This window comes from Kosakonia sp. MH5, from assembly GCF_009935945.1.
GTDB classification, from domain to species: Bacteria; Pseudomonadota; Gammaproteobacteria; order Enterobacterales; family Enterobacteriaceae; genus Kosakonia; species Kosakonia radicincitans.
This window is the reverse complement of sequence record NZ_QODH01000001.1, coordinates 604077-629649: the sequence shown is the minus strand read 5'-3', so window position 1 is coordinate 629649 and position 25573 is coordinate 604077. Positions and strand designations below refer to the sequence as shown.

The window sequence follows — 25573 nt, the reverse complement described above, 5'->3', positions numbered from 1 at the left end:
AAAAAATCCCGCAATGCCATCTAACATTGCGGGATAAAAATATTTCTCAATAGACAGTTATGCTGAATCACCCGCCCTCATGGCAAAGCGGGGATGTATTACCTGAAATAACGTTTAAAACGATCCGCTATGAAGGAGGGTAACGGACCTTAGCCTGCTTAACGCAGCAGCGACAACATGGTTTGCGGTACCTGGTTCGCCTGCGCCAGTACGGAGCTGCCAGCCTGTTGCAGGATCTGCGCACGTGACATGTTGGAAACTTCCGTCGCGTAATCGGAATCCTGAATACGGCTGCGCGCGGCAGAGAGATTGTTGGTGGTGTTATTCAGGTTAGAGATGGTGGATTCAAAACGGTTTTGGGAAGCACCCAGCAGGCTGCGCTCGCTGTCCACCGCTTTGATGGCGGTATCCAGATCCGCCAGCGGGTTACCGTTTGTGCCGCCGGTGGCATCAACCACGCCCTGCAATACATCGAAGCCGTGCGCGTCAGTGGCACGCGCGCTGCCGTTGACAATTTGCCCGGTGGTGGAAGCCGTTGCGCCGGTGGTGCTGTAGAGGTTGAAGGCATCGCTGCTGCTGACGGTGATGCTGATGGTTTCGCCATCTTTCGCGCCAACCTGGAAGTTATACACGCTGTCGCCGGAACCGGTGTTCAGCACTTTCAGACCGTTGAAGTCGGTCTGCGTGGTGATGCGGTTGATCTCTTCCATGCGCTGGTTTACTTCGGCCTGAATGGAGTCAACGTCAGATGCGGAGTTGGAACCGTTTTGCGCCTGTACAGTCAGGTCACGAATACGTTGCAGGTTGTTGTTGACTTCGCTCAGTGCGCCTTCAGTGGTTTGCGCCAGTGAGATCCCGTCATTGGCGTTACGTGCGGCAACAGACAGGCCATTAATATTTGATGTAAAGCGGTTTGCAATTGCCTGACCAGCAGCATCATCTTTTGCGCTATTAATACGCAGACCGGATGACAGGCGTTCAATGGAGGTGCCCAATGAAGATTGCGATTTGCTCAGGTTATTTTGGGTCGTTAAAGACAAGGTGTTGGTATTAATAACAGCCATTTTATTTCTCCAGGAATATAGAATTAATCTATTAGTGTTGCCCTGATAATATCGCCGGGCTTCAATCATATCGGATGGGATTAATAAAACTTTAAATTTAAATGGAGAATATTTTTATTTTATAAATATCACTGTTCAACATAATGATTTTATAGCTAATAGGTAATTTGAATATATTAATTATGACAACGGTTAATTCTATTTGCAGATCTTCTATAGGCCATTGCAATTATAATTTTACCTAAGAGATGAAATATTGATTAGTCTGCGTTTAATTTAATGTAGTATTGCTTAACAATCAATTAAGCAACGATTATGATTTTATTGTTTGTTTATGCGGAGAGCGGGAGACACACTATAAATTAGCTTTTCTTAACTGTTCGATGCTGTTAGTCTCATATTTGAATATGCGTTCTGCTATCAGAATTCTCTGCTTAAAAGAAATCGGTGGGTAACTTTCTCCGTTCTTGTTGTTCATTAATGTGATGATTATAAAACAGGTGAAATAGTAGTCATAAAAGCACCACTAAAAGCAAATTTTCTATTTTTACATCGTTACATCCTATTGTGATTTTGACGATATAAATTACCGATTAAAGTTTTTACTTCTGTCATCGATTATTGATGCGTGTAAATTTGGGGTTTTGTATAAAACAAATAATTGATGAAAAGTGCTTTTGTGGTCCTTAAATTAAATTACGCATAAGAATTTACTTAAATGCCATCGGCAGGTTGTTTGTGTCGCTGGAAACATAAAAGACCTTATGCTCTGTAGTGTTTTGTTCTTTATTTTTTCTACACACGGGAGAGTTGACAATATGAGAACCCAGGATTTGGAATATTTTGTATCGTTGGTGCAACATATGAATTTCCAGAAAGCTGCCGAGGCGTGTGATGTTTCACAACCGACCCTCAGCATACAAATCAAGAAGCTGGAGGAAGAGCTGGGCATCCCTCTGCTGCACCGCAAAGGTAAAGGCTTTAGCCTGTCGCCAACCGGCCTGCATCTATTGCCGGTGATCGAAAATATTCTCCGTGAAGTTCATAACCTTCAGGAAATGGCGCGCTGGCTACGTTTTCAGCCGGTTGGTGTTATTAATATCGGCATTACCCCGACGCTGGGTTCTTACATTCATGACGATTTATTTAGCGTATTTAAAGAGAAATTTCCTGATAATGAAATCAAGTTGCATGAGGTCAATGAAGATAATCTATTGAGCATGCTGGATAAAGGGCAATTGCAACTGGGTTTGCTGATTGGCCCGATTGATAACGATCGTTTTTTCGAAGCCCAACTTTATGAAGAGCAATTTGTTCTGGGGGTGAATATCAGCCATCCGTTATCCAGCTATGAAGCTATTGAGCTCAAAGATTTGAAGAAGCATAAACTCATTATGACCAAGTCGATGCCAGAACATTTACAGCTTGAGCCAGGTAGTGAGGAGATTCTCAATCATGCGCGCAGTATTTCAAACGATCTGGAAACCATCAGATATATGGTGAGAAATTCTGATAATGTTTCTTTCTTTCCGAAATTGTCAACGCTTGGAAATGAGCAAAGCAGCATCAAATATATCAATATTAAGGATAATAATTTATCCCGCAAAGTATTTTTGATGATGCGCACGGGCGATATCATGAAAGAGAAATATTACAGTTTCGGCAATGATGTCGCAGGCAGGATTAGTGCCCGGCTTCGCCCTGTGCGCCAGGGAGTGTAACGATTGTTTTTCTGCGCACCAACGTGCGTTTAAATTTGAGGAGCAACACGTTGAGATGCAAACGTTTAAAAACGGCATAGCGTTTGTTTCTCAGCAATGCTGCTCTGTTTTCCGCACCCTTTAACATCGCATTTAGAAAAATATTCAGCTACCGCCATGAGTTTTGTATATCACTTTATGAGATTGAGATGATGGATATTGAAGTCACTGAACAGTTGGATCTTTCGTTAGATCGGGCAAGTTTTCTCAAAAAACGTTCGCAGTTATTTTTGGCTGTCGCCAGAACATCTGCGTTATCAGATAACGCGGGCGATGAATTCGATGACGCATTGAGTGATGATCATGCTGCAGCTATTTCCGGTATGGGGCTCGGCGAAGAAGTCAATCTGGTGCTGGAGAGTTTACATAATATTGAGTTTGCGATGACGAAACTTGAGGCGATTGATAATGGCGAGCTTGTCGATGCGGACATCACGGTCTGCTGGCAGGATGCGATTGCCTTGCTGGATGAAGCCGAAGAAGTGCTGGAAGAGTGCTGCGGCATTGATCCGGTGCATTATGCCAGCGAGGAAATCGAATGGGATGAGAGCAACTTGTTCAAAGAAGATGAAGCACTATTTGCAGATGACGAAGGCGGCGAAGAGTAGGGCGCGGGGTTTACCGGGCTTCCCTGCCCGGTAACGTCGGGTATCAGATTACCGGAATCATCACGGTTGTGCGGAACCCCGGACGCTCGCACAGTTGCGCGTACCAGCGTTGCAGATTGGCGCGTGGCGCCCAGCTTAAGCCGGGAATCGCAAACAGGTTGTAGATAAACGGACCAACGGCGATATCGCTGCAGCCAAAAGTTTCGCCGGAAAACCAGCTCTGTTTTGCCAGCGCGTTATCGAGAATATCCAGCATTCCTTCGAGCGATTGTATTGCGGCAGCAATCGCGGCGTTATCCCGCTGCTCTGGCGGCGTGCGTACCAGCCCAATCATCACCTGGGAATATTTCGGCGCCAGGGTGCCAATCGTCCAGTCCATCCATTTTTCCCCTTCCGCACGCGCGGCGGGAGTTTCAATCCACAGGCGGCCCTGCCCGTACTGGGCGGCAAGATAACGCACGATAGTGTTTGATTCCCACAGCACAACGCCGGTTTCATCGTCGCGCAGCAGCGGCACCAGCCCGTTCGGATTCATCGCCAGATATTCGGCATCGTGATTCAGGCCAAATTGCCCGCCCGCCAGAATGTGCTCGTACGGCAACTCCAGTTCTTCCAGCAGCCAGCGAACTTTTTTGACATTAGTTGAGTTATTCCTGCCCCATAGCGTTATCATTTTTACCCCTTTGAAGTGGATCTCTGTCTGGGGATTTATGGTGGGGGAAAGTTAACGTTCTGGCAACGACTTAGAAAAAGATCGCACAAAGTGAGCGCAACACCCTGTTATTGCATAAACTTTAATAACTTTACTCACCGACGGTTTTTTTCGCTCCGTTTGTGCGCTATTACTCACCGTTTGTTGCGGCACGTGTTGTGACGTTTGTTTGAATGGATACTCGGGTGGCCATATATGACGCATTTCTCTTTATCCCTTCGCGGCCTGGCTGCGGGCTCCGCGCTGTTATTTCTCTTTTCTCCTTCACTCTATGCGGTTGAACAAAACCCGGCGGCGCCGCCGGTTGACGCCCGCGCATGGATCCTGATGGATTACGCCAGCGGTAAAGTGCTGGCGGAAGGTAATGCCGACGAGAAACTCGATCCCGCCAGCCTCACCAAACTGATGACCAGCTACGTGGTTGGTCAGGCATTGAAAGCCGGAAAAATTCACCTCACCGATACGGTAACCGTCGGTAAAGATGCCTGGGCGACCGGCAACCCGGTACTGCGCGGTTCCTCGCTGATGTTCCTGAAACCGGGCGATCAGGTGTCGGTCGCGGATTTGAATAAAGGGGTCATTATTCAGTCCGGCAACGATGCCAGCATCGCCATTGCCGACTATGTTGCCGGGAGCCAGGATTCATTCGTCAGCCTGATGAACAGCTACTCGCAGAAACTGGGGCTGACCAATACCACCTTTAAAACCGTGCACGGGCTGGATGCGCCGGGCCAGTTCAGCACTGCGCGCGATATGGCGCTGCTCGGCAAAGCCTTAATTCATGATGTGCCCGATGAGTACGCCATTCACAAGGAAAAAGAGTTCACCTTTAATAAGATCCGCCAGCCGAACCGTAACCGGCTGCTGTGGAACACCAGTATGAACGTGGACGGCATGAAAACCGGCACGACTGACGGCGCCGGTTACAACCTGGTGGCGTCCGCGACGCAGGGCGATATGCGCCTGATCTCGGTGGTGCTGGGCGCGAAAACCGACCGCATCCGCTTTAATGAATCCGAGAAACTGCTCAACTGGGGCTTCCGCTTCTTCGATACCGTAACGCCAATCAAACCTGATGCCACTTTTGTCACGCAGCGCGTCTGGTTTGGCGACAGCAGCGAAGCGAAGCTCGGCGCAGGCGAGGCGGGCTCGATCACTATCCCGAAAGGGCAGCTTAATAATTTGAAAGCGAGCTACACGCTGACGCAGCCGGAATTGCAAGCGCCGCTGAGCAAAGGCCAAGTGGTGGGGACGATCGATTTTCAGCTGAACGGTAAAACCATCGAACAGCGTCCGCTGGTGGTGATGGAAGCGGTGCAAGAGGCCGGGTTTATCGGCCGGATGTGGGATTTTGTTCTGCTGAAATTCCACCAGTGGTTTGGCGGCTGGTTCTCCTGACGTTAACAGGCCGTGCCCCGGCGGGCACGGTCAGTACATCAATGTGATTTGCTGCTGTTTTGCGAACTGCACCAGGCTGTCATCGGGACAGCAGTCGCTGGCAATCACGTCAAACTGGTTGAGCGCGCCCATGCAGGCCGGGCGTACTTTACCGAATTTGCTGTGATCCACCACCAGCACATGGTATTGCGCACTCTCCATTGCCCAGTGTTTCACTGGCAACTCTTCGAGATTAAAACAGGTCGCGCCCTGTTGCACATGCACGCCTGCCGCCGAATAGAAGGCGATATCCGGGCACAGATTTTTCAGCGTCTCATTAAAATTCAGCGGTTTGAAAATCGCGTTGCTGGCATGGAATTCGCCACCGCAGAGGATCGCGCGGCACTGCGGTTTTTCCTGTAAAGCCAGAAAAGTGTTCAGAGAGTAGCAAACGCCGATAAACGGCAAATCGTCAGGAATGGCATCAATCACCCACGGCATGGTGGTGCCGCAATCGAAGAAGGCCATCTGATGCGCGCGCAACAGCGCGGCAGCCTGCTTTGCGGCGCGGCGTTTCTCTTCGACCAGCCGGGTTTTTTGATCGCTTAACAGATAGTGGCTGGCCGCGCGCGGTTCCAGCACGATATAACCGCCCAGCAGAACCACCGGAGCGCTGTTGGCGCTGAGATCGCGGCGAATGGTCATCTCTGAAACGCCAAGCAGCGTTGCCGCCTCTTTCAGATGCAGCTTGTCACTGTGCCTGAGCGCCGTCAGCAGCTGGCTAATCCGTTCGTCACGTCTTGTTTCCATATTTCCCCTGAATAAAAGAAAGCCCTGCATTGAGCAGGGCGTTCATCTTACCTTTGGCGCTGGGCTTAGTCACGCACCCAGCCACGGCGAATCAGCGTTGCGAAGCAGAACCGATAAATCTGCTGAATGATACGGTAGAGCGTCGGACCAAAACCCTGCCACAGGATTTGCGCGCTCAGGCAGCCGCTGATACCGACTAACAGCGCGCCGAACATGTCCAGCGGCCAGTGGACGCCGAGATAGACGCGGGACCAGGCGATCGTCAGACCAACCGCCATCAGCACGGCACCCGACCACAGGCGGTGCCAGGCGAGGAACGCCACGGCAAAAGTAAAGATGACCGTACCGTGGTCGCTCGGGAAAGAACTGTCCGGTGCATGCGGCAGGAAGTTATAGCCGACATGATCGGCAAAGGGACGATCGTGCGGCAAGAAGTGGCCTAATAACAGTGAGATGCACATGCTGACTACGATCGCCATCGACACTTTAATCACCAACTGACGCTGGGCGCTAACCTGATGGCGCGGACCCCACAGCCAAAGGCCCACCGCCAGCAGCGGCACAATACTGATGAGATCGCTGGCGCTAAATTCGGCCAGCGCAATTAACCAGTGGGGGGAGTCGGGCGTTGCGTTAATCCAGTAGAACAGCGTGTAGTTGAGGCTCTCTAGCATAGGTTTGTTACTCTTTGATTAAACGACCACATTTGCGCGAAAGCGCCCACCTTAAAAGTGCGTCGGCAAACGGTAAAGGGGTTTTATCTTACTCCCAGGAGAGTTAGACGATTCTTAAACAAAACTGTAATAATGCGCACGCTACGCCCAGGCAATTAAGAAAACCTTAATTTGCCGAAAAGCGCTAAATTTAGGCAATGGCTGCAAATTCGCTATCACAGCCGGACAGCTTTTATTACACTCTGCGCGATTTTTCATAGATGAAGAGACAGCATGCAAAACCATTCCTTATCTGGCCAACGTCTGGGACGACGGGCGCTACTATTTCCCCTCTGCCTGGTGCTTTACGAATTCTCGACCTATATCGGCAACGACATGATCCAACCCGGCATGCTGGCGGTGGTGGAGCAGTACAACGCCGGGATCGAATGGGTGCCAACGTCCATGACCGCTTACCTGGCGGGCGGCATGTTTTTACAGTGGTTACTCGGGCCGCTGTCGGATCGCATTGGCCGCCGTCCGGTGATGCTGACCGGCGTGGTGTGGTTCATTTTGACCTGCCTTGCCACGCTGCTGGCGCAAAATATCGAACAATTCACGCTGCTGCGTTTTTTACAGGGCATTAGCCTGTGCTTTATTGGTGCAGTGGGCTACGCCGCGATTCAGGAATCCTTTGAAGAGGCCGTGTGTATCAAAATTACCGCGCTGATGGCCAACGTGGCGTTGATTGCGCCGCTGCTTGGCCCGCTGGTGGGTGCGGCCTGGGTGCACGCCGCGCCGTGGCAGGGGATGTTTGTGCTGTTCGCGGCGCTGGCGGCGTTCTCCTTTTTTGGTCTGCAAAAGGCGATGCCGGAAACGGCGACCCGCCTTGGCGAGCCGCTCTCACTGAAGGCGTTGTGGCGCGATTATGCTGAAGTCATGAAAAACCTGCGTTTTGTCGCCGGCGCGCTGGCGACGGGGTTTGTCAGCCTGCCGTTACTGGCGTGGATCGCCCAGTCGCCGATCATCATCATTAGCGGTGAGCAACTCAGCAGCTATCAGTACGGGCTGTTGCAGGTGCCGGTTTTCGGCGCGTTGATTCTCGGTAACCTGGCGCTGGCGCGTCTGACGTCGCGGCGCACCGTACGGGCGCTGATCATTATGGGCGGCTGGCCGATTGCTGCCGGTTTGCTGCTGGCGGCAGTCGCGACGCTGGTCTCTTCTCATGCTTATTTGTGGATGGCTGCCGGGTTGAGCCTCTACGCTTTTGGCATTGGGCTGGCGAATGCCGGGCTGGTACGGCTGACGCTGTTCGCCAGTGAGATGAGTAAGGGCACGGTGTCAGCGGCGATGGGCATGTTGCAGATGTTCATCTTTACTGTCGGGATCGAAATCAGCAAGCATGCCTGGCTGGCGGGCGGCAATGGTCTGTTCAGCCTCTTCAACCTGGCAAATGGCGTGTTGTGGATCGGCCTGATGGTGGTGTTTCTGCGCGATAAACGCGTGGGGAATTCGCTGGAAGTTTAAGGCGGCAGTGCGCCGCCTTGCTGTTAACAGGTTTCCGCTTGTGCTTCCGGAACCGGTTTTGCCACGGCGCGAGCGACCAGCGCGGCAATCAGCATCAGACTGAGTACCACCAGCATGGCGCTGCGCAGGCCGTAGTGCTCGCCGAGAAAACCGAGCAGCGGCGGGCCGACGAGAAAGGCCAGGTAACCGGTGGTCGCTACCACGCTAACGCGGGTAGGGGCGTCCGGGCCGGTATCGCTGGCGGCTGAGATGGTCAGCGGGAAGCCAAGCGACGCGCCAAGCCCCCACAAAATCACCGACACGCCTGCCACCCAGGCGCTGTCGACAAAGATAATCAAACCAATCCCCAGCGCGCCCATTAATGCGCTGGCGCGAACCACCGCAACGCGGCTGTAGCGGTCGATAAACCAGCCGCCGGTAAAACGGCCAACGGTCATACCGAGGGTGAAACCGGCATAGATCAGTGAGCCGGAAGTGGGGCTAAAACCGTGACCGTCCACCATCAACAGCGGCAACCAGTCGTTGGCGGAGCCTTCCGCAAACGCCATCGCCAGCACCACCACGCCAATCAGCAACAATTGGCTATCGCGCCAGAAGGGGATTCCCTTCTTCCCTTGCGCGTTCTCTTCTGCGGAGTTTTTGCCGGTGCCATCCGGAATAGCAGCAATCGCCAGGATAATCGGCACAATCGCCACCAGCGCCGCCAGCAGAATATGCACATTGGCGGTGAGGCCGAGTGCGGTTAGCGTCATGCCGATCCCTGCGCCGACCAGCGTGCCGAAACTGTAAAAACCGTGCATCATCGGCAGCACGGTTTTATTCATTTCACGTTCAACCACCGCGCCTTCAATATTCATCGCCACTTCGCCCGCGCCGAGGCTACCGCCGAACACGGCCAGCCCGAGGGCAAACAGCAGCGGTGAAGCGACCCACAACGCGAGGCTGAGGATCATCATGCCGAGCACGGAAAAGGACATGCTGGCGCGGATCACTTTGCGCGCGCCGAAGCGTTTAACCAGCCACGCGGAAGAGAGAATGCCGCTCATCGAACCGATCGACAGGCCAAACAGCACGCCGCCCATTTCCGCCGTCGAGACGGACAAAATATCGCGGATTGCAGGCGTACGCGTTGCCCAGGAGGCCATCAGTAATCCGGGCAGAAAAAAGAAAGTAAACAGCGCCCATAGACGGTTGCGCAGGGCATTGCGGGAGGCAATTACGGTCATAACTTCACGTCGGAAAATGAAAAGGTGAGACAACACTAGCAAGGAAGTGTACATTTGTACATAAATCAGTGAGAGGATCTATGGCACGACGACCGAACGACCCGCAGCGGCGCGACCGCATTCTTGAAGCGACGTTGGACACCATCGCCGAATGCGGCATCCAGGCGGTAACCCACCGCAAAATCGCCAGCTGTGCGGATGTGCCGCTCGGCTCGATGACCTACTATTTCTCCGGCATTGACGCGCTGCTGGAAGAGGCATTCAGCCGTTTTACCGGGCAGATGTCGGCGCAGTACGCCGCTTTCTTTGACGGTGTTGATAGCCCGGCGCGGGCCTGTGATGCGGTCACGGATCTGATTTACGGCGCGCAGGTTACCACCGCGCGCAATATGGAACTGATGTACCAGCTTTACGCCTTTATGAGCCGCCAGCCGGTGCTGAAAAGCGTGATGCAAAACTGGATGCGTTCCAGCCAGACAACCCTTGAACGCTGGTTTGATCCGATCACGGCGCGCGCACTGGACGCCTTTATCGAAGGGATGACGCTGCACTTTGTGACCGACAGGCAACCGCTGAGCCGCGAAGAGATCCGCCTAATAATTGGCCGGATCGCCGGGCTCTGAGCGGTATGCGTTATCCTGCAACCGGCAGGCGCGGCGGCTGACATCCAGCGCCAGGCACAGCGCGACATCGCGGGCAAAACCTCGCTCCTGAAGCTCTCTTGCTGAGGCGCAGTGATGCAAATCAGCGAGGCTGCTTTCACGAAATGCCGCGGCTGCGGCTTGTGCTTCCGGCGAAAGATGGCGTTTGCCGAGGGCGGCAATAATCGCTCCCGCCGCCAGATAATCTTCTACCGCCGGGCGCAGGCTACCATCCGGCCAGCGCTCTCCGGCCGGGATCAGCAAAATACGTTGAAAACCGGCGCAGGCTTGTGCGGTGGCGGTCCGGTTACGAAAGCAGCCGCTAAATACCGCCGCGCCACAGTCGCGCGCTTTGAAGGCGATCGTCGAACCGTTCGGCGAGGGCAGCACCAGCCGGTGCCCGGCGGGAATATCGCGCAATGAAGTGGGTGAGAGCGTATAGCGCTCGCCGCTGAACGTGCGCTCGAAACTGGCGACATCGGCACCATTCTCCTGGGCGTAGCGCAGCGCGCTGTCATCTTTCCACGGCCATGGATAGATAAGTGCGTCGTTATCATTTGCCAGGCTGACGCAGGTGGAAAACGACATCACATCGACAATCACCACGCAATCGGCTTCGTGCGCCAGATGTTCCGCTGCCGCTAACCCCCACTCCAGCCGCACGTCAAACGGGTTTTGGTTGAACCAGGCGTTGCTCATCATGGGAGGCCTCTGTGAGTTGTGGTCCAGTAATAAAGCAGAATCGCGCGATGAAAAACAATCCGCTGGCGATTTCTCTGGAAAAGGTCTGCATATATTCATCTAAAATTCAGATGAATTTCATTCGCTTATTGGGTTTGACGTTAAAAAAATCGCTGGTAACGTTTGTGTCGACCATTCCCGCTTTGCCCACTCTCGCTTATTTTTTTAATGAGAATGGAGAGGTGCATAATGCGAGGTCGATTCACGGTAGCGGGGTGGTTTCTGATGGCGAGTATTTCGGGTTCGGCATTGGCTGCCAGCCATGAGCTGGCGGGTAATACGCCCGGCGCGGAGGTTATTAATGTTGAAAAATCCCGCGGGCAGATCGATTTACTGAGCAATATCGTTTACAGCCAGATTCGGAATGTGCGTTCCGTTCTCCAGTTAAACATGTCGCTACTGGTTCCGCGCACCAGCGCGCTGAAACCAGCCATCGTCTACTTTCCCGGAGGCGGTTTTACTTCCGCCGATTACGATAAATTTATTGAAATGCGTATAGCGCTGGCGGAAGCGGGGTTTGTTGTCGCCGCGGCGGAGTACCGTGTTGTGCCGAATACTTTCCCGGCGCCGCTGGAAGATGGTAAAGCCGCAGTGCGTTATTTGCGCGCACATGCGAAGGAGTACAACATCGATCCGCAACGAATCGGTGTGTTGGGGGATTCCGCTGGTGGCTGGCTGGCCCAGATGCTCGGCACCACCAACAATCTAAAAACCTTCGATACCGGCGATAACACCGATCAATCGTCGGCAGTGCAGGCGGTTGCGACGTTATATGGCATTTCAAACTTGCTGAATATCGGTGAAGGATTCCCGCAAGAGATCCAGCAAGTGCATCGTTCCCCGGCGGTCACCGAATCGCTGTTGGTGAACGGCGCGGCGTTCAGGAATTTCCCCGGCGCGACCATCGACAGCGATAAACAAAAAGCGCTGAATGCCAGCCCGATGGGGCATATCAGCGGTAATGAGCCACCGTTCCTTATCATGCACGGCAGCGCCGACACGCTGGTGTCGCCGGAGCAGAGCGCGCAGCTTTACAATGCGCTGAAAGAGAAACATGACAAGGCGAAATACATTCTGGTCAAGGGCGCGGAGCATGGTGATATTTCCTGGTTCCAGCCTGCGGTGATCAAAACGGTGGTCGAATGGTTCAAGCAGACACTGGGCGCGCCTAACGGTGAAGGTAAAGCGGCAAGCGGTAAAGATAATAACCTGTAAGCGGAGTAATCAAGGCCACCGGAGCGCGGTGAGATTTCAGAAAACGAAATCCGCAGAGCAGGGCTGAATGTCTTAGGGAGTGAATTCCAGGCAACAAAAAACCCATCAACCTTGAACCAAAATGGCGGGGTTGATGGGCTCCACAAAATGGGGACATCAAAGAAAAGCAGTGGCACTAGTTATGACTGACACCCCAGAAAAAAGTTCTGCGCATAACTGAAATATTTTTCAGCTTAGGAGTTATCCGAGTCCCGGCCAGATGATGATAATCAGCGTCCCCGCCAGGGTTAACAACACGTTGGCAATCGCGTAGGTTCCGGCGTAGCCCAGCGCCGGGATATTGCTGCGCGCGGTATCGCTGATGATCTCCATGGCGGGCGCGCAGGTACGTGCGCCCATCATCGCGCCAAAGAGCAGAGCGCGGTTCATTTTCAGCACGTAAGCGCCGAACAGGAAACAGATCAGCACCGGAACGAGGCTTACGATCAACCCGGCAATCAGCATCTGCCCGCCGACGGCGCCCAGACCATGACCAATGCCGCTACCGGCGCTTAAGCCGACACCGGCCATAAACACCATCAGGCCAAACTCTTTCACCATCATCAGCGCACCCTGCGGGATATAGCCGAACGTCGGGTGGTTCGCACGCAGGAAGCCAAGCATGATACCGGCAAACAGCAGACCGGCGGCATTACCCACGCCAAAACTGAACGAGCTGAACTGGAAGGTGATCATGCCGATCATCAGGCCAACAATAAAGAAGGCGCAGAAGGCGAGCAGATCGGTCACCTGGCTGTGAATCGAGATAAAGCCGATACGGTCGGCAATGGTTTTCACCCGGCGGGCATCGCCGCTGATTTGCAGCACGTCGCCTTTATTGAGCACGATATTGTCGTCGATCGGCATCTCAATCTGGCTACGGATCACGCGGTTAAGAAAGCAACCGTGATCGGTCAGTTTTAACTGTGCAAGACGGCGGCCAACCACATTGTGGTTCTTCACCACTACTTCTTCCGTCACGATGCGCATATCCAGCAGATCGCGATCGAACACCTCTTTACCGTTGCGGAAACTGGGATCGAGGCGTGCATGTGCGTCCGGGTAACCGACCAGCGAGATCTCATCGCCCATTTGCAGCACCGCGTCACCGTCCGGACTGGCGAGAATACCGTTGCGGCGAATACGCTCAATATAACAACCGGTCTGGCGATAGATCCCCAGCTCGCGCAGGTTCTTGCCGTCGGCCCAGGCCACCAGCTCCGGCCCGACGCGGTAAGCGCGGATCACCGGCAGATACACTTTGCGATGGGCATCGGTATCGAGGCCGCGTTCGCGAGCGATCTGTTGGGCGCTGGTTTGCAGATCCTGGTGTTGCAGCTTCGGCAAATAACGCGCGCCGAAAATCAGGCTGACCAGACCAATCAGGTAGGTTAACGCGTAGCCAAGGCTGAGGTTATCCAGCGCGCTGGCAAGATTACCGCTCTCCATCGAAGCATGGCGCAGTGTATCGCCAGCGCCGACCAGAACCGGGGTTGAGGTCATCGAACCTGCCAGCATCCCGGCGGTGAGGCCAATATCCCAGCCGAACAATTTTCCCAGCCCTAAAGCAATTAATAGCGCACTGCCAACTAATACCAGCGCGAGCATCAGATAATTCTTACCGTCGCGAAAAAAAATCGAAAAAAAGTTGGGACCGGCTTCAACACCCACACAAAAAATAAACAGCATAAAGCCAAGATTTAATGCATCTGTGTTTATGCTGAAATGCTGTTGACCTAATAATAACGAAACGACTAAAACGCCAATGGAATTACCGAGTTGTACCGAACCCAGACGTAATTTACCAAGACAAAGGCCGAGTGCCAGTACGACAAACAATAACAGTATGTAATTCCCGTTTAACAAATCTGCGACGTTTATATTCACGGAGGCTAACTTCTTGTTTACTTGTAAGTTGTTGAAAGGAATGGTTATTTGAGCTAGTGTTTTGAACGTGCGCTGGCATTAAAAAGCGGTCTTGCACCATGCATTCTTCGCAAAACAAAAACAGGGCGATAGTTTAATCGGATTAGATTACAACGGCTAGTGAGAATCGCGTGTTTACGGCCAGGCCATTTCAGGTATGGATTGCCGTCACCCTTTATCTGTCCGGACATTCTTTTGAACGAACTGGTGTGTGATAGAGAGTCAGGAGGATTGTTTGAAGCTCAGGCGACGTCGGCTCGGTGTTATTTGTAGTTTTCTACTCTTTATTGCGGTATGCCTTTCTTTGGTTGTAAGCATGAAAGGGAATTTACCCGGTTCTGGTAAACCCGAAACAGGTTTGTTGTTTTTTATATTGCCCGGTATTGCCAGCGGCCTTGTTGCCCGTCGCCGCCGGGTGGTTATTGCGTTGCTGGGTGCGCTACTGGCGCTACCATTCTGCTATGTACTGATTCATCTGTTTCTGCTGCCGTCGCGTTCGGTCTGGCAGGAGTTGGCCTGGCTGTTCAGCGCGGTGTTCTGGTGTGGGATTGGCGGTCTGGCGTGTCTGTTTGTGGGCAGGATGTTCAGGCACTAAACGCCCCCGAAAGTGGGGGCGGGCGTCGGATCGTTATGCAAACAGGCCGAAATGCTGTTTGGCGTAGGCTTCAAAATCAGTGCAGCCGCCAATGTGTTGCTGGTCGAGGAAAATTTGCGGTACGGTTTCTACCGGTTTACCGACGGTTTTTTCCAGATCGGCTTTCGTGATTCCTTCTGCGTGAATATCGACATAGCGATAGTTGAAATCATCACGTTCGGCAGTCAGTTTTTCTGCCAGTTCTTTTGCGCGCACGCAGTACGGGCAGCCCGGGCGGCCAAAAATTACAGCAAACATACTCTCTCCTTAAACCTGAAGGTTAATGGTCGCTATCATGACCAACCCCCGGCCTGTTGGAAAGCAGGTTTTGCCTGTTGCATTAATCTCTGCAACCTTTCAGGACAATTTCGGTTTACTGCGATCCTGTGTCTCTGTCCTATACTCGGGGTCTTGTTTATACGGGGATTCTTCATCATGACACCAACGATTGACTTGCTGTGCGCCCATCGTTCCATTCGCCACTTTACCGATCAACCAGTCACACAGGAGCAGCGTGAAGCGATTATCGCCAGCGCGCAGGCGACCTCCAGCTCCAGCTTTTTACAATGCAGCTCGATTATTCGGATAACCGATAGGGCGATGCGTGAGCAACTGGTGACATTGACCGGCGGGCAGCAGCATGTCGCTCAGGCGGCTGAGTTCTGGGTGTTCTGCGCGGATTTCCATCGTAACTTTGAGATCAGCCCGGAAGCGAAACCCGGTCTTGCGGAACAGCTGCTGCTGGGTGTGGTGGATACCGCGCTGATGGCGCAAAACGCCTTTACGGCTGCGGAATCTCTGGGGCTTGGCGGTGTTTATATCGGCGGGATTCGTAACAATATCGAAGCGGTGGGTGAACTGTTACAGGTGCCAAAACATGTGCTGCCGCTGTTTGGCCTGTGCCTTGGCTGGCCGGCGGACGATCCGGGGTTAAAACCGCGGATGCCAGCGTCGCTGCTGGTGCATGAAAACCATTATCAGCCGCTGGATCGCGATGTGCTGGCGCAGTATGACGAAGAGATCGCTAACTACTATCTGACGCGTGGCAGCAATACGCGCCGCGATACGTGGAGCGATCATATCCGTCGCACGCTGATTAAAGAGAATCGTCCTTTTATTCTCGATTATTTGCATAAACAGGGATGGGCAACACGCTAATTCCCGTTCATCCTGCTCTTCGCTGCGTGTATGATACGCGAGCTTTAACGGCTCTTTTTAGCGAGGTGCAGGGTGAGAATTGCCATATTGTCCCGGGACGGAACGCTCTATTCATGTAAACGCCTGCGCGAAGCGGCTACGCAGCGCGGCCATCTGGTCGAAATTTTCGATCCACTCTCCTGTTACATGAATATCAGCCCTGCGGCATCGTCCATTCACTATAAAGGGCGTCAGCTCCCGCATTTTGATGCGGTGATCCCACGCATTGGCTCCGCCATTACCTTTTACGGTACGGCTGCGCTGCGCCAGTTTGAAATTCTGGGCAGCTATCCGCTCAATGAATCCGTCGCCATTACCCGCGCCAGAGATAAACTGCGCTCGCTGCAACTGCTGGCACGCCAGGGGATCGATTTACCGGTGACCGGTATTGCGCATTCGCCGGATGACACCAGCGATCTGATCGATATGGTCGGCGGCGCGCCGCTGGTGGTAAAGCTGGTGGAAGGCACGCAGGGGATTGGCGTGGTGCTGGCGGAAACCCGCCAGGCGGCAGAAAGCGTGATTGACGCGTTTCGCGGCCTGAATGCGCATATCCTGGTGCAGGAGTTTATCGCCGAAGCCAAAGGGTGCGATGTCCGCTGTCTTGTTGTCGGCAATGAAGTGGTTGCGGCCATTGAACGCCGGGCGAAAGAGGGGGATTTTCGCTCCAACCTGCACCGCGGCGGGCAGGCGACTGTCGCCAACATCACGCCGCGCGAACGCGAAATCGCGCTGGCTGCTGCGCATACGCTGGGGCTGGATGTGGCGGGCGTGGATATTCTGCGCGCCAGTCGCGGGCCGCTGGTGATGGAAGTGAACGCGTCGCCGGGGCTGGAAGGCATCGAAAAGGCCACCGGCATCGATATCGCCGGGCGAATGATCCAGTGGATTGAGCGTCAGGCAACGCCTGGATTTTGCCTGAAAACAGGCGGCTAGGGCATTTCCCTGCGCTATTAATGGTGCCTGCCGTGCTTTTTGCGTAAGCTATGGGTAATTTTTTCAGTAAGAGAGTATTACGTTATGGATTCACTCGTCGTTCCTGGTCTGGACACGCTTCGTCACTGGCTCGACGAACTGGGCATCACTTTTTTTGAGTGTGATAACTGTCAGGCGCTGCACCTGCCGCATATGCAAAATTTTGATGGCGTGTTCGATGCGAAACTTGACCTGGTTAATGACATCATGCTGTTTACGGCGATGGCGGAAGTTAAACCTTCGGCGCTGCTGGCGCTGTCAGCGGATCTCTCTGCCATTAACGCCAGTTCGTTGACCGTAAAAGCGTTTCTCGATATTCAGGATGATAATCTGCCGAAGCTGGTGGTATGTCAGTCTTTATGCGTTGGGCCGGGAGTCACCTTCGAGCAGTTCGCCTGGTTTATGCGCCAGAGCGAGGAGCAGATTTCTATGGTGATTATGGAAGCCAACGCGCACCAGCTGCTGTTTCTTGCGACAGACAGCGAGGAAGAGGCCGTCATGGGCGACGCAACGCGCAATTTTCTCCACTGACTCTTTGCCGCAATTCATGCAGTCGCTGCCAGCGCGGCTGCAAAATAAATATTTTTATTCTGCTTTTAACCTTTCTTTAAAGAACTATTCACCGCAATTCCGGCGGTGAAGGCTTATCCCATAGACAGATCCTGCATAAAAAATTGATAAACCGCGTTTTTTAATCTGACCTATAGCCTCAAACCCTGGCTACAGTTATTCTTGCGCTGCTTACAACAGCATGCGGTGTCTGCCGGAAGAGTTTTCTCCTCCGAGGCTGTGCAGAGTGACAAAATATGCATGATTCTTGCATACCTTAAAATGCGTACATTTGGTTCGTATGTTAACGGGCTTTTCCAGAAGGAATGAGATATGACCGCCTTGAGCAAAAAATGGGTATCAGGTCTTGTCGCGGGTGCGTTGATGGCTGTCTCTGCCAGCACGCTCGCAGCCGAGCAAAAGACGCTGCATGTTTACAACTGGTCTGATTATATTGCGCCGGACACCGTCGCAAATTTCGAAAAAGAAACCGGTATTAAAGTCGTTTATGACGTGTTTGACTCCAACGAGGTGCTGGAAGGCAAATTGATGGCGGGCAGCACCGGCTTCGACCTGGTGGTGCCGTCGGCAAGCTTCCTTGAGCGCCAGCTGGCAGCCGGCGTGTTCCAGCCGCTGGATAAGAGCAAGCTGCCAAACTGGAAGAACCTCGATCCAGACGTGCTGAAAATGGTTGCCAAGCATGACCCGGGCAACAAATACGCCATGCCGTACCTGTGGGCGACCACCGGTATTGGTTATAACATCGATAAAGTTAAAGCTGCCCTGGGCAAAGATGCGCCGGTGAACAGTTGGGATCTGGTGCTGAAGCCGGAAAACCTGGAAAAACTGAAAAGCTGCGGCGTCTCTTTCCTCGATGCGCCGGAAGAGATTTTTGCCACCGTGCTGAACTACCTCGGCAAAGATCCGAACAGCAACAAAGCGGATGATTACACCGGTCCGGCAACGGATTTGCTGCTGAAGCTGCGTCCGAATATCCGTTATTTCCACTCTTCGCAATACATCAACGATCTGGCTAACGGCGACATCTGCGTGGCGATTGGTTGGGCAGGGGACGTATGGCAGGCCGCTAACCGCGCGAAAGAAGCGAAAAACGGCGTCAACGTGACCTACACCATTCCGAAAGAGGGCGCGCTGGCATTCTTTGACGTCTTCGCGATGCCTGCTGATGCGAAAAATAAAGATGAGGCTTATCAGTTCCTTAACTATCTGATGCGCCCGGATGTGATTGCCCATATCAGCGATCACGTGTTCTACGCGAACGGCAACAAAGCCTCTGTCCCACTGATCAGCGAAGAAGTGCGTAACAACCCGGCAATCTTCCCGCCGCCGGATGTCTTCGCCAAACTGTTTACGCTGAAAGTCCAGGATCCGAAGATTGACCGCGTAAGAACCCGCGCATGGACTAAAGTTAAAAGCGGCAAGTAAATCAATTACCTGACCGGTGATTTGAATGCACCAACATGGTGCGATTGCCCCAAAGCTGGACAGAGGTACTGCGCCTCTGTTCAGCCATTTGTAAGTCAACCTGTTGAAACAGGGTGATGTTTATGCCGGAGAGCACTGGATTGAACGACGCTATTCCCCGCCCGCAGGCGAAGAGCCGCAAGGATCTGACGCCGCTGCTTGAAATCCGCAATCTGACCAAATCGTTTGACGGCCAGCATGCCGTTGATGATGTCAGCCTCACTATCTACAAAGGCGAAATTTTTGCACTGCTAGGCGCGTCCGGCTGCGGCAAATCGACCTTGCTGCGTATGCTGGCCGGTTTTGAGCAGCCAACGCAGGGGCAAATTATGCTCGACGGCGTCGATCTGGCGCACGTGCCGCCATATCTGCGCCCCATCAATATGATGTTTCAGTCTTATGCCCTGTTCCCGCATATGACGGTTGAACAGAACATCGCGTTCGGGCTGAAACAGGACAAGTTGCCGAAAGCGGAAATTGCCAGCCGCGTGGCGGAGATGCTCAATCTGGTGCATATGAGCGAGTTCGCCAAACGTAAGCCGCATCAGCTTTCCGGCGGGCAACGTCAGCGCGTGGCGCTGGCGCGCAGTCTGGCGAAACGCCCGAAATTGCTGCTGCTGGATGAACCGATGGGCGCGCTGGATAAAAAACTGCGCGACCGCATGCAACTGGAAGTGGTGGATATCCTCGAGCGCGTTGGCGTGACCTGCGTAATGGTAACGCACGATCAGGAAGAGGCGATGACCATGGCTGGCCGTATCGCCATCATGAACCGTGGTAAATTCGTGCAGATTGGCGAGCCGGAAGAGATTTATGAGCATCCGACCACCCGCTACAGCGCTGAATTTATCGGCTCGGTCAATGTCTTCGAAGGGTTGCTGAAAGAGCGTCAGGATGATGGCCTGGTGGTCGAATCTCCTGGGCTGGTGCATCCGCTGAAGGTCGATCCGGATGCATCGGTGGTGGACAACGTGCCGGTGTACGTGGCGCTGCGCCCGGAAAAAATCATGCTCTGCGACGAGCCGCCAGCCGATGGCTACAACTTTGCCGTCGGCGAAGTGGTGCATATTGCCTACCTTGGCGACCTTTCTATTTATCACGTGCGTGTGCAAAGCGGGCAGATGATCAGCGCCCAGTTGCAAAACGCGCATCGCTACCGTAAAGGCGCGCCAACCTGGGGCGACGAAGTTCGTCTCTGTTGGGATGCCGATAGTTGTGTGGTTCTGACGGTTTAAGGAGCGGTGATGAGTACACTGGAGCCGCCGGCCCGCGTTGAAAAACCGGGCGGTTTAACACTGTGGCTGGCGCGTATGCAGATGCGCCACGGGCGTAAGCTGGTGATTGCGCTGCCCTATATCTGGCTTATTTTGTTGTTTCTGTTGCCGTTTTTGATTGTCTTCAAAATCAGCCTTGCAGAGATGGCGCGCCAGATCCCGCCGTATACCGATCTGATTGAGTGGGCCGACAGCCAGCTTACGGTCACGCTGAATATCGGCAACTTCCTGCAACTGACCGACGATCCGCTCTATATCGAGGCGTACCTGCAATCGCTGGAAGTGGCGGCGATTTCCACGCTGTGCTGTTTGCTGCTTGGCTATCCGCTGGCCTGGGCGGTGGCGCACAGTAAGCCGTCAACGCGCAATATTCTGCTATTGCTGGTGATTCTGCCGTCGTGGACCTCGTTCCTGATCCGCGTGTACGCGTGGATGGGCATTTTGAAAAGCAACGGCGTGCTGAATAACTTCCTGATGTGGCTGGGCGTTATCGATCAGCCGCTGAATATTCTGCACACCAACCTGGCGGTCTATATTGGCATCGTTTACGCCTATCTGCCGTTTATGGTGCTGCCGATTTATACCGCGTTAACGCGTATCGACTATTCGCTGGTGGAAGCCTCGCTGGATCTCGGCGCGCGACCGCTGAAAACCTTCTTCAGCGTGATTGTGCCGCTGACCAAAGGCGGGATTATCGCCGGGTCGATGCTGGTGTTTATCCCGGCGGTGGGGGAGTTTGTGATCCCGGAACTGCTTGGAGGCCCGGACAGCATTATGATTGGGCGCGTGCTGTGGCAGGAGTTCTTTAATAACCGCGACTGGCCGGTGGCTTCTGCGGTGGCGGTGATCATGCTGTTGTTGCTGATTGTGCCGATCATGTGGTTCCACAAACATCAGCAGAAACAGGCGGGGGATCACGCATGAACAACTTACCGGTAGTGCGATCGCCGTGGCGTATCCTGATCCTGGTGCTTGGGTTCTCATTCCTGTATGCGCCAATGCTGATGTTGGTGATCTACTCGTTCAACAGTTCGAAGCTGGTCACGGTATGGGCGGGCTGGTCAACGCACTGGTACGGCGAACTGTTCCATGATGATGCGATGATGAGCGCGGTGGGTTTAAGCCTGACCATTGCCGCCTGTGCGGCCACCATGGCGGCGATCCTCGGCACCATAGCCGCTGTTGTGATGGTGCGTTTTGGCCGCTTCCGTGGTTCCAACGGTTTTGCTTTTATGATCACTGCGCCGCTGGTGATGCCGGATGTGATTACCGGTCTGTCGCTGCTGCTGCTGTTTGTCGCCCTCGGGCATGCGATTGGCTGGCCTTCGGATCGCGGGATGTTAACCATCTGGTTGGCGCACGTCACGTTCTGTACTGCTTATGTGGCGGTGGTGATCTCCTCACGCCTGCGTGAACTCGATCGCTCGATTGAAGAGGCGGCGATGGATCTGGGCGCCACACCGCTGAAAGTCTTTTTTGTTATTACGCTGCCGATGATCATGCCTGCGGTGATCTCCGGCTGGCTGCTGGCCTTTACGCTGTCGCTGGATGATTTGGTGATCGCCAGCTTTGTCTCCGGGCCGGGCGCGACAACGTTGCCGATGCTGGTCTTCTCCAGTGTGCGCATGGGGGTGAACCCGGAAATCAACGCGCTGGCGACGCTGATCCTTGGCGTGGTCGGGATTGTTGGTTTAATCGCCTGGTATCTGATGGCGCGCACGGAAAAGCAGCGGATTCGCGATATCCAGCGTGCAAGACAAGATCATTCTCATTAAAATCGGGAAATTGTGTCGCTGATGCCGCGCTTGTCGCGGCATTTTTTCACAGGGAAATCACAGGATTGGGCTTCTTTAAGAAAACCACTCATCACGCGAAACTGAATGTACCCGCGATGGTGCAGGTGGCGGCTATTGCCATCATCACCATTCGCTGTGTCGATGTGCTGATGGTGCTCAATGTACTGGGCGGACGCGGTATTATCGATTTTGTCCAGCGCAGCGCACAGACCTGGGCGCTGACGCTGATTTTTCTCGGCAGCCTGTTGCTGGTGTTTATCGAGATCCTTTGTGCGTTTTCGGTAGTGAAAGGGCGCAACTGGGCGCGCTGGCTCTATCTTCTGACGCAGCTTATCGCTACCGGCTATTTGTGGGCCGCCTCGCTCGGCTATGGTTATCCGGAGCTGTTCAGTATTGCCGGTGGATCGCGCCGGGAGATTTTCCGTTCGCTGATGCTGCAAAAACTGCCTGATATGCTGGTGCTGTTCCTGCTGTTTATCCCCACGCCCAGTCGACGCTTTTTCCGCCTGCAATAACGGTGGTACAATCCCGGCCCCGCAAAACGAAAGGCTTTATTATGCAGTGCGCTCTCTACGATGCTGGTCGCTGTCGCTCCTGTCAGTGGATCGAACAACCGCTTGCCACCCAGCTTACCGCTAAGATGGACGATCTCCGTCACCTGCTGGCAGGGTTGCCGGTGGCAGAGTGGCGCACGCCGGTGAGTGGCCCGGAGCAGGGGTTTCGCAATAAAGCCAAAATGGTGGTCAGCGGCAGCGTAGAAAAACCGCTGCTCGGTATGCTGCACCGCGACGGTACGCCGGAAGATCTCACTGATTGCCCGCTCTATCCCGACTCTTTTGCCCCGGTTTTTGCTGCGCTTAAACCCTTTATTGCCCGCGCGGGGTTAACGCCCTACAACGTGACACGCAAGCGCGGCGAACTGAAATACCTGCTGCTGACCGAAAGCCAGCAGGATGGCGGCATGATGCTGCGTTTTGTATTGCGTTCCGAAGTTAAGCTGGCGCAACTGCGCGCCGCGCTGCCGTGGTTGCAGGCGCAATTACCGCAGTTAAAGGTTATTTCGGTAAATATTCAGCCGGTGCATATGGCGATCATGGAAGGGGAGACGGAGATTTTCCTCACCGAACAGCAGGCGCTGGCGGAAAATTTCAATGGTGTGCCGCTGTGGATCCGCCCACAAAGCTTCTTCCAGACTAACCCTGCCGTCGCCAGCGCGCTGTACGCCACCGCCCGTGACTGGGTGCGTGCTTTACCGGTCGCGCATATGTGGGATCTGTTCTGCGGCGTTGGCGGTTTTGGTCTGCACTGCGCTACACCTGAAATGCGGCTGACCGGCATCGAGATCGCCCCGGAAGCGATCGCCTGCGCAACGCAGTCGGCGCAGGTGCTGGGATTGCATAATTTGCATTTTCAGGCGCTCGATTCTACACAGTTCGCCACTGCGCAACAGGACGTGCCGGATCTGGTACTGGTTAACCCACCGCGACGCGGCATCGGGGCGGAATTATGCGACTACTTAAGCCGTATGGCGCCGCCTTTTATCGTCTATTCAAGCTGTAATGCGCAATCAATGGCGAAAGATATTCGACAGCTTCCAGGCTATCGCATCGAACGCGTGCAACTGTTTGATATGTTTCCGCATACCGCGCATTACGAGGTGTTGACGCTGTTGGTTAAAATGTAAAAGCACTTGTGCACAGTGCGGGTGTGCAATAGTATCATTGGTATGAACGCGGCAAGGAGGCTGCAATGCCAAAGAAAATAAGCATCAGATATTTTCGGGATGCATGGCTTGATGAATTCTTTCATCACACCACGCCGCACCGGAAAATTCCGGCCGATATTCACACTACGCTGGCCCGCAAGCTGGATATCATTAATGCCGCGACGTCTCACCGTGATCTTCGTTCGCCGCCGGGCAATCGCTATGAAGAGTTATCGGGGAAACTGCTCGGTTATTCTTCCATCAGGGTTAATAAGCAGTACCGGTTAATTTTCAGATGGGTTAACGGAAAGGCGGATGACCTCTATCTGGATCCGCATATCTATTGAGCCATAACGCTAAGGATTTAACATGAAACAGGCGACCAGAAAGCCAACAACGGTGGGCGACATCCTGCTGTATGAGTACCTGGAACCTCTTGAGCTCAGGATTAACGAGCTGGCGGAGATATTGCATGTGCATCGTAACTCCGTCAGTGCGTTGGTTAATAACAACCGGCGGCTGACGGCGGAGATGGCCTTTCGTCTCGCCAAAGCGTTTGACACATCCGCTGATTTCTGGCTCAACCTGCAAGCGGCCGTCGATTTATGGGAAGTTGAGAATAATATGCGAGCCCAGGAAGAGCTGAGCCGGATTGAATCGGCGGCGAATTTTATTGCTCGCCGTGAGGCAGGGACAAAAAAAGTCGCATAAGCGACTTTTTTATCGCCCGGTAAGCGCGACGCTACCGGGCAAGGCTGCACTTACTGCGGGAACCACTGGTTGCTGATTTTCTGGTACGTACCGTCAGCTTTGATCGCTTTCAGGGCGGTATTCAGTTTTTCCAGTAGCGCCTTGTTTTCCGGGCGAACAGCAATGCCGAGGCCGGTGCCGAAATATTGCGGATCGGTCACTTTCGGTGTTGCAACGCCAAGCTGCGGGTTGGTTTTCAGCCACTCATTAACCACTGCGGTATCACCAAACACGCCATCGATACGGCCATTTTTCAGGTCGACAATCGCGTTCTGATAGCTGTCATAAGCCACGGTTTTCACTTCCGGGTGCTTATCCTGCAAATATTTCTGATGCGTGGTGCCGTTTTCCATACCGATGCGTTTGCCTTTCAAATCGTCGAAAGATTTAAACGCGTCTTTTTTCGCAATCACAACGGCGGAGTTCGCGTAGTACGGATCGGTGAAAGAGACCTGTTTGGCGCGCTCTGGCGTAATATCCATACCGGAGATCACCGCATCATATTTTCTGAATTTCAGCGATGGGATCAGGCTGTCAAACGCGTGGTTAGTGAAGGTGCAGTCTGCCTGCATCTGTTTGCACAGCGCATTTGCCAGGTCGATATCAAAACCGACGATTTTATTGTTCGCGTCCAGCGATTCAAACGGCGGGTAAGTGGCGGAAACACCGAAATTGATTTTATCAGCAGCAGAGGCGCTTGCAGCGAAAGTCGCGATCAGGGCGGCGGCCAGCATCAGTTTTTTCATTTTCGAACTCCTGTCGATCAATCTTATTGTTTTTGCCGTGTCTTCAGCATGGCGTTTACGATGCCATTAATTGAATTTATATGCAATAAAAATGCTTAAATATATTTAATTGGATATAAAAAAGGCGAGATATTAAAGCATTATCTCGCCGTTGATTATTATT

28 protein-coding genes are annotated in these 25573 nt (G+C 53.4%); 19 read left to right on the top strand and 9 right to left on the bottom strand.

The features are described 5' to 3' along the window. Positions 1 to 158: 158 nt before the first annotated feature. Positions 159 to 1064, bottom strand: a complete 906-nt coding sequence (locus DK872_RS03010; RefSeq protein ID WP_007374068.1) for a flagellin — start codon at positions 1062 to 1064, stop codon at positions 159 to 161. 818 nt (positions 1065 to 1882) lie between these two features. On the opposite strand from DK872_RS03010, the gene DK872_RS03005 reads away from it, so the two are divergent. Beyond that, on the top strand, positions 1883 to 2785 hold the full coding sequence (locus tag DK872_RS03005; protein WP_007374070.1) for a LysR substrate-binding domain-containing protein: 903 nt from the start codon (positions 1883 to 1885) through the stop codon (positions 2783 to 2785). A gap of 188 nt (positions 2786 to 2973) precedes the next feature. Then, positions 2974 to 3432: a hypothetical protein gene (locus DK872_RS03000; RefSeq protein ID WP_237656148.1), complete on the top strand. Its 459-nt coding sequence runs from the start codon at positions 2974 to 2976 to the stop codon at positions 3430 to 3432. A 43-nt stretch (positions 3433 to 3475) separates the two neighbouring features. Here DK872_RS03000 and DK872_RS02995 read toward each other — a convergent pair whose 3' ends face one another. Further along, positions 3476 to 4105, bottom strand: a complete 630-nt coding sequence (locus DK872_RS02995; protein ID WP_161518017.1) for a glutathione S-transferase family protein — start codon at positions 4103 to 4105, stop codon at positions 3476 to 3478. A gap of 234 nt (positions 4106 to 4339) precedes the next feature. Between DK872_RS02995 and dacC the strand changes: the two genes are divergently transcribed. Next, complete coding sequence (gene dacC, locus DK872_RS02990) at positions 4340 to 5542, top strand: serine-type D-Ala-D-Ala carboxypeptidase (protein ID WP_007374073.1); 1203 nt, start codon at positions 4340 to 4342, stop codon at positions 5540 to 5542. A 30-nt stretch (positions 5543 to 5572) separates the two neighbouring features. On the opposite strand, the gene deoR is transcribed toward dacC, so the two are convergent. Both deoR and ybjG read right to left on the bottom strand, forming a co-directional pair. Continuing rightward, positions 5573 to 6331: a DNA-binding transcriptional repressor DeoR gene (deoR, locus tag DK872_RS02985; protein ID WP_007374074.1), complete on the bottom strand. Its 759-nt coding sequence runs from the start codon at positions 6329 to 6331 to the stop codon at positions 5573 to 5575. Between the two features lie 65 nt (positions 6332 to 6396). Further along, the gene (gene ybjG, locus DK872_RS02980) at positions 6397 to 7005 is read right to left on the bottom strand and encodes an undecaprenyl-diphosphate phosphatase (protein WP_007374075.1); all 609 of its coding nucleotides are present in this window, start codon (positions 7003 to 7005) and stop codon (positions 6397 to 6399) included. A 273-nt stretch (positions 7006 to 7278) separates the two neighbouring features. Here ybjG and DK872_RS02975 point away from each other — a divergent pair, with 273 nt between their 5' ends. Then, complete coding sequence (locus DK872_RS02975) at positions 7279 to 8511, top strand: MFS transporter (protein WP_035885886.1); 1233 nt, start codon at positions 7279 to 7281, stop codon at positions 8509 to 8511. Positions 8512 to 8534: 23 nt separating this feature from the next. Here the strand turns inward: DK872_RS02975 and DK872_RS02970 are convergent, their stop codons facing one another. After that, on the bottom strand, positions 8535 to 9737 hold the full coding sequence (locus DK872_RS02970) for an MFS transporter (protein WP_007374078.1): 1203 nt from the start codon (positions 9735 to 9737) through the stop codon (positions 8535 to 8537). A gap of 80 nt (positions 9738 to 9817) precedes the next feature. Here DK872_RS02970 and DK872_RS02965 point away from each other — a divergent pair, with 80 nt between their 5' ends. Next, positions 9818 to 10360, top strand: coding sequence for a TetR/AcrR family transcriptional regulator (locus DK872_RS02965; protein ID WP_035885885.1), 543 nt, complete (start codon positions 9818 to 9820; stop codon positions 10358 to 10360). On the opposite strand, the gene DK872_RS02960 is transcribed toward DK872_RS02965, so the two are convergent. Next, positions 10331 to 11080 (bottom strand): 2-phosphosulfolactate phosphatase, encoded by a 750-nt coding sequence (locus DK872_RS02960; protein ID WP_369878857.1) that lies wholly within the window; start codon positions 11078 to 11080, stop codon positions 10331 to 10333. The two genes, DK872_RS02965 and DK872_RS02960, sit on opposite strands and share 30 nt — an antisense overlap. A 47-nt stretch (positions 11081 to 11127) precedes the next feature. On the opposite strand from DK872_RS02960, the gene DK872_RS02955 reads away from it, so the two are divergent. Both DK872_RS02955 and DK872_RS02950 read left to right on the top strand, forming a co-directional pair. Continuing rightward, positions 11128 to 11385: a hypothetical protein gene (locus DK872_RS02955; protein ID WP_139201266.1), complete on the top strand. Its 258-nt coding sequence runs from the start codon at positions 11128 to 11130 to the stop codon at positions 11383 to 11385. After that, on the top strand, positions 11345 to 12334 hold the full coding sequence (locus tag DK872_RS02950; RefSeq protein WP_161518016.1) for an alpha/beta hydrolase: 990 nt from the start codon (positions 11345 to 11347) through the stop codon (positions 12332 to 12334). The genes DK872_RS02955 and DK872_RS02950 overlap by 41 nt, the downstream gene beginning before the upstream one ends. A gap of 240 nt (positions 12335 to 12574) precedes the next feature. Here the strand turns inward: DK872_RS02950 and DK872_RS02940 are convergent, their stop codons facing one another. Then, positions 12575 to 14260 (bottom strand): aspartate:alanine antiporter, encoded by a 1686-nt coding sequence (locus tag DK872_RS02940; RefSeq protein ID WP_035885883.1) that lies wholly within the window; start codon positions 14258 to 14260, stop codon positions 12575 to 12577. A 274-nt stretch (positions 14261 to 14534) separates the two neighbouring features. Here DK872_RS02940 and ybjM point away from each other — a divergent pair, with 274 nt between their 5' ends. Next, entirely contained in the window at positions 14535 to 14894 is a 360-nt protein-coding gene (ybjM, locus tag DK872_RS02935) for an inner membrane protein YbjM (protein WP_161518014.1), read from the top strand. Between the two features lie 33 nt (positions 14895 to 14927). Here the strand turns inward: ybjM and DK872_RS02930 are convergent, their stop codons facing one another. Continuing rightward, positions 14928 to 15191, bottom strand: a complete 264-nt coding sequence (locus DK872_RS02930; RefSeq protein ID WP_007374085.1) for a GrxA family glutaredoxin — start codon at positions 15189 to 15191, stop codon at positions 14928 to 14930. Between the two features lie 177 nt (positions 15192 to 15368). On the opposite strand from DK872_RS02930, the gene nfsA reads away from it, so the two are divergent. The 11 genes from nfsA (at position 15369) to DK872_RS02875 (ending at position 24625) form a co-directional block, all read left to right on the top strand. After that, positions 15369 to 16091 (top strand): oxygen-insensitive NADPH nitroreductase, encoded by a 723-nt coding sequence (gene nfsA, locus DK872_RS02925; protein ID WP_007374086.1) that lies wholly within the window; start codon positions 15369 to 15371, stop codon positions 16089 to 16091. A gap of 72 nt (positions 16092 to 16163) precedes the next feature. Then, complete coding sequence (rimK, locus tag DK872_RS02920) at positions 16164 to 17066, top strand: 30S ribosomal protein S6--L-glutamate ligase (protein WP_007374087.1); 903 nt, start codon at positions 16164 to 16166, stop codon at positions 17064 to 17066. Between the two features lie 84 nt (positions 17067 to 17150). Continuing rightward, positions 17151 to 17636: a YbjN domain-containing protein gene (locus DK872_RS02915; RefSeq protein ID WP_007374088.1), complete on the top strand. Its 486-nt coding sequence runs from the start codon at positions 17151 to 17153 to the stop codon at positions 17634 to 17636. Positions 17637 to 17987: 351 nt separating this feature from the next. Continuing rightward, the gene (gene potF / locus DK872_RS02910) at positions 17988 to 19100 is read left to right on the top strand and encodes a spermidine/putrescine ABC transporter substrate-binding protein PotF (protein ID WP_007374089.1); all 1113 of its coding nucleotides are present in this window, start codon (positions 17988 to 17990) and stop codon (positions 19098 to 19100) included. A 140-nt stretch (positions 19101 to 19240) separates the two neighbouring features. Next, complete coding sequence (gene potG / locus DK872_RS02905) at positions 19241 to 20374, top strand: putrescine ABC transporter ATP-binding subunit PotG (RefSeq protein WP_007374090.1); 1134 nt, start codon at positions 19241 to 19243, stop codon at positions 20372 to 20374. A 9-nt stretch (positions 20375 to 20383) separates the two neighbouring features. Further along, entirely contained in the window at positions 20384 to 21337 is a 954-nt protein-coding gene (gene potH / locus DK872_RS02900; RefSeq protein ID WP_043954084.1) for a putrescine ABC transporter permease PotH, read from the top strand. Next, complete coding sequence (potI, locus tag DK872_RS02895; RefSeq protein WP_079518180.1) at positions 21334 to 22188, top strand: putrescine ABC transporter permease PotI; 855 nt, start codon at positions 21334 to 21336, stop codon at positions 22186 to 22188. The genes potH and potI overlap by 4 nt, the downstream gene beginning before the upstream one ends. A 116-nt stretch (positions 22189 to 22304) precedes the next feature. Continuing rightward, the gene (locus tag DK872_RS02890) at positions 22305 to 22724 is read left to right on the top strand and encodes a YbjO family protein (RefSeq protein ID WP_090474329.1); all 420 of its coding nucleotides are present in this window, start codon (positions 22305 to 22307) and stop codon (positions 22722 to 22724) included. Positions 22725 to 22765: 41 nt separating this feature from the next. After that, positions 22766 to 23893, top strand: a complete 1128-nt coding sequence (rlmC, locus tag DK872_RS02885) for a 23S rRNA (uracil(747)-C(5))-methyltransferase RlmC (RefSeq protein ID WP_007374094.1) — start codon at positions 22766 to 22768, stop codon at positions 23891 to 23893. A gap of 65 nt (positions 23894 to 23958) precedes the next feature. After that, positions 23959 to 24261, top strand: a complete 303-nt coding sequence (locus DK872_RS02880) for a type II toxin-antitoxin system RelE/ParE family toxin (protein WP_007374095.1) — start codon at positions 23959 to 23961, stop codon at positions 24259 to 24261. Positions 24262 to 24283: 22 nt separating this feature from the next. Continuing rightward, entirely contained in the window at positions 24284 to 24625 is a 342-nt protein-coding gene (locus tag DK872_RS02875; RefSeq protein ID WP_007374096.1) for a HigA family addiction module antitoxin, read from the top strand. 50 nt (positions 24626 to 24675) lie between these two features. On the opposite strand, the gene artJ is transcribed toward DK872_RS02875, so the two are convergent. Next, complete coding sequence (gene artJ / locus DK872_RS02870) at positions 24676 to 25410, bottom strand: arginine ABC transporter substrate-binding protein ArtJ (RefSeq protein ID WP_161518013.1); 735 nt, start codon at positions 25408 to 25410, stop codon at positions 24676 to 24678. Positions 25411 to 25573: the final 163 nt, after the last annotated feature.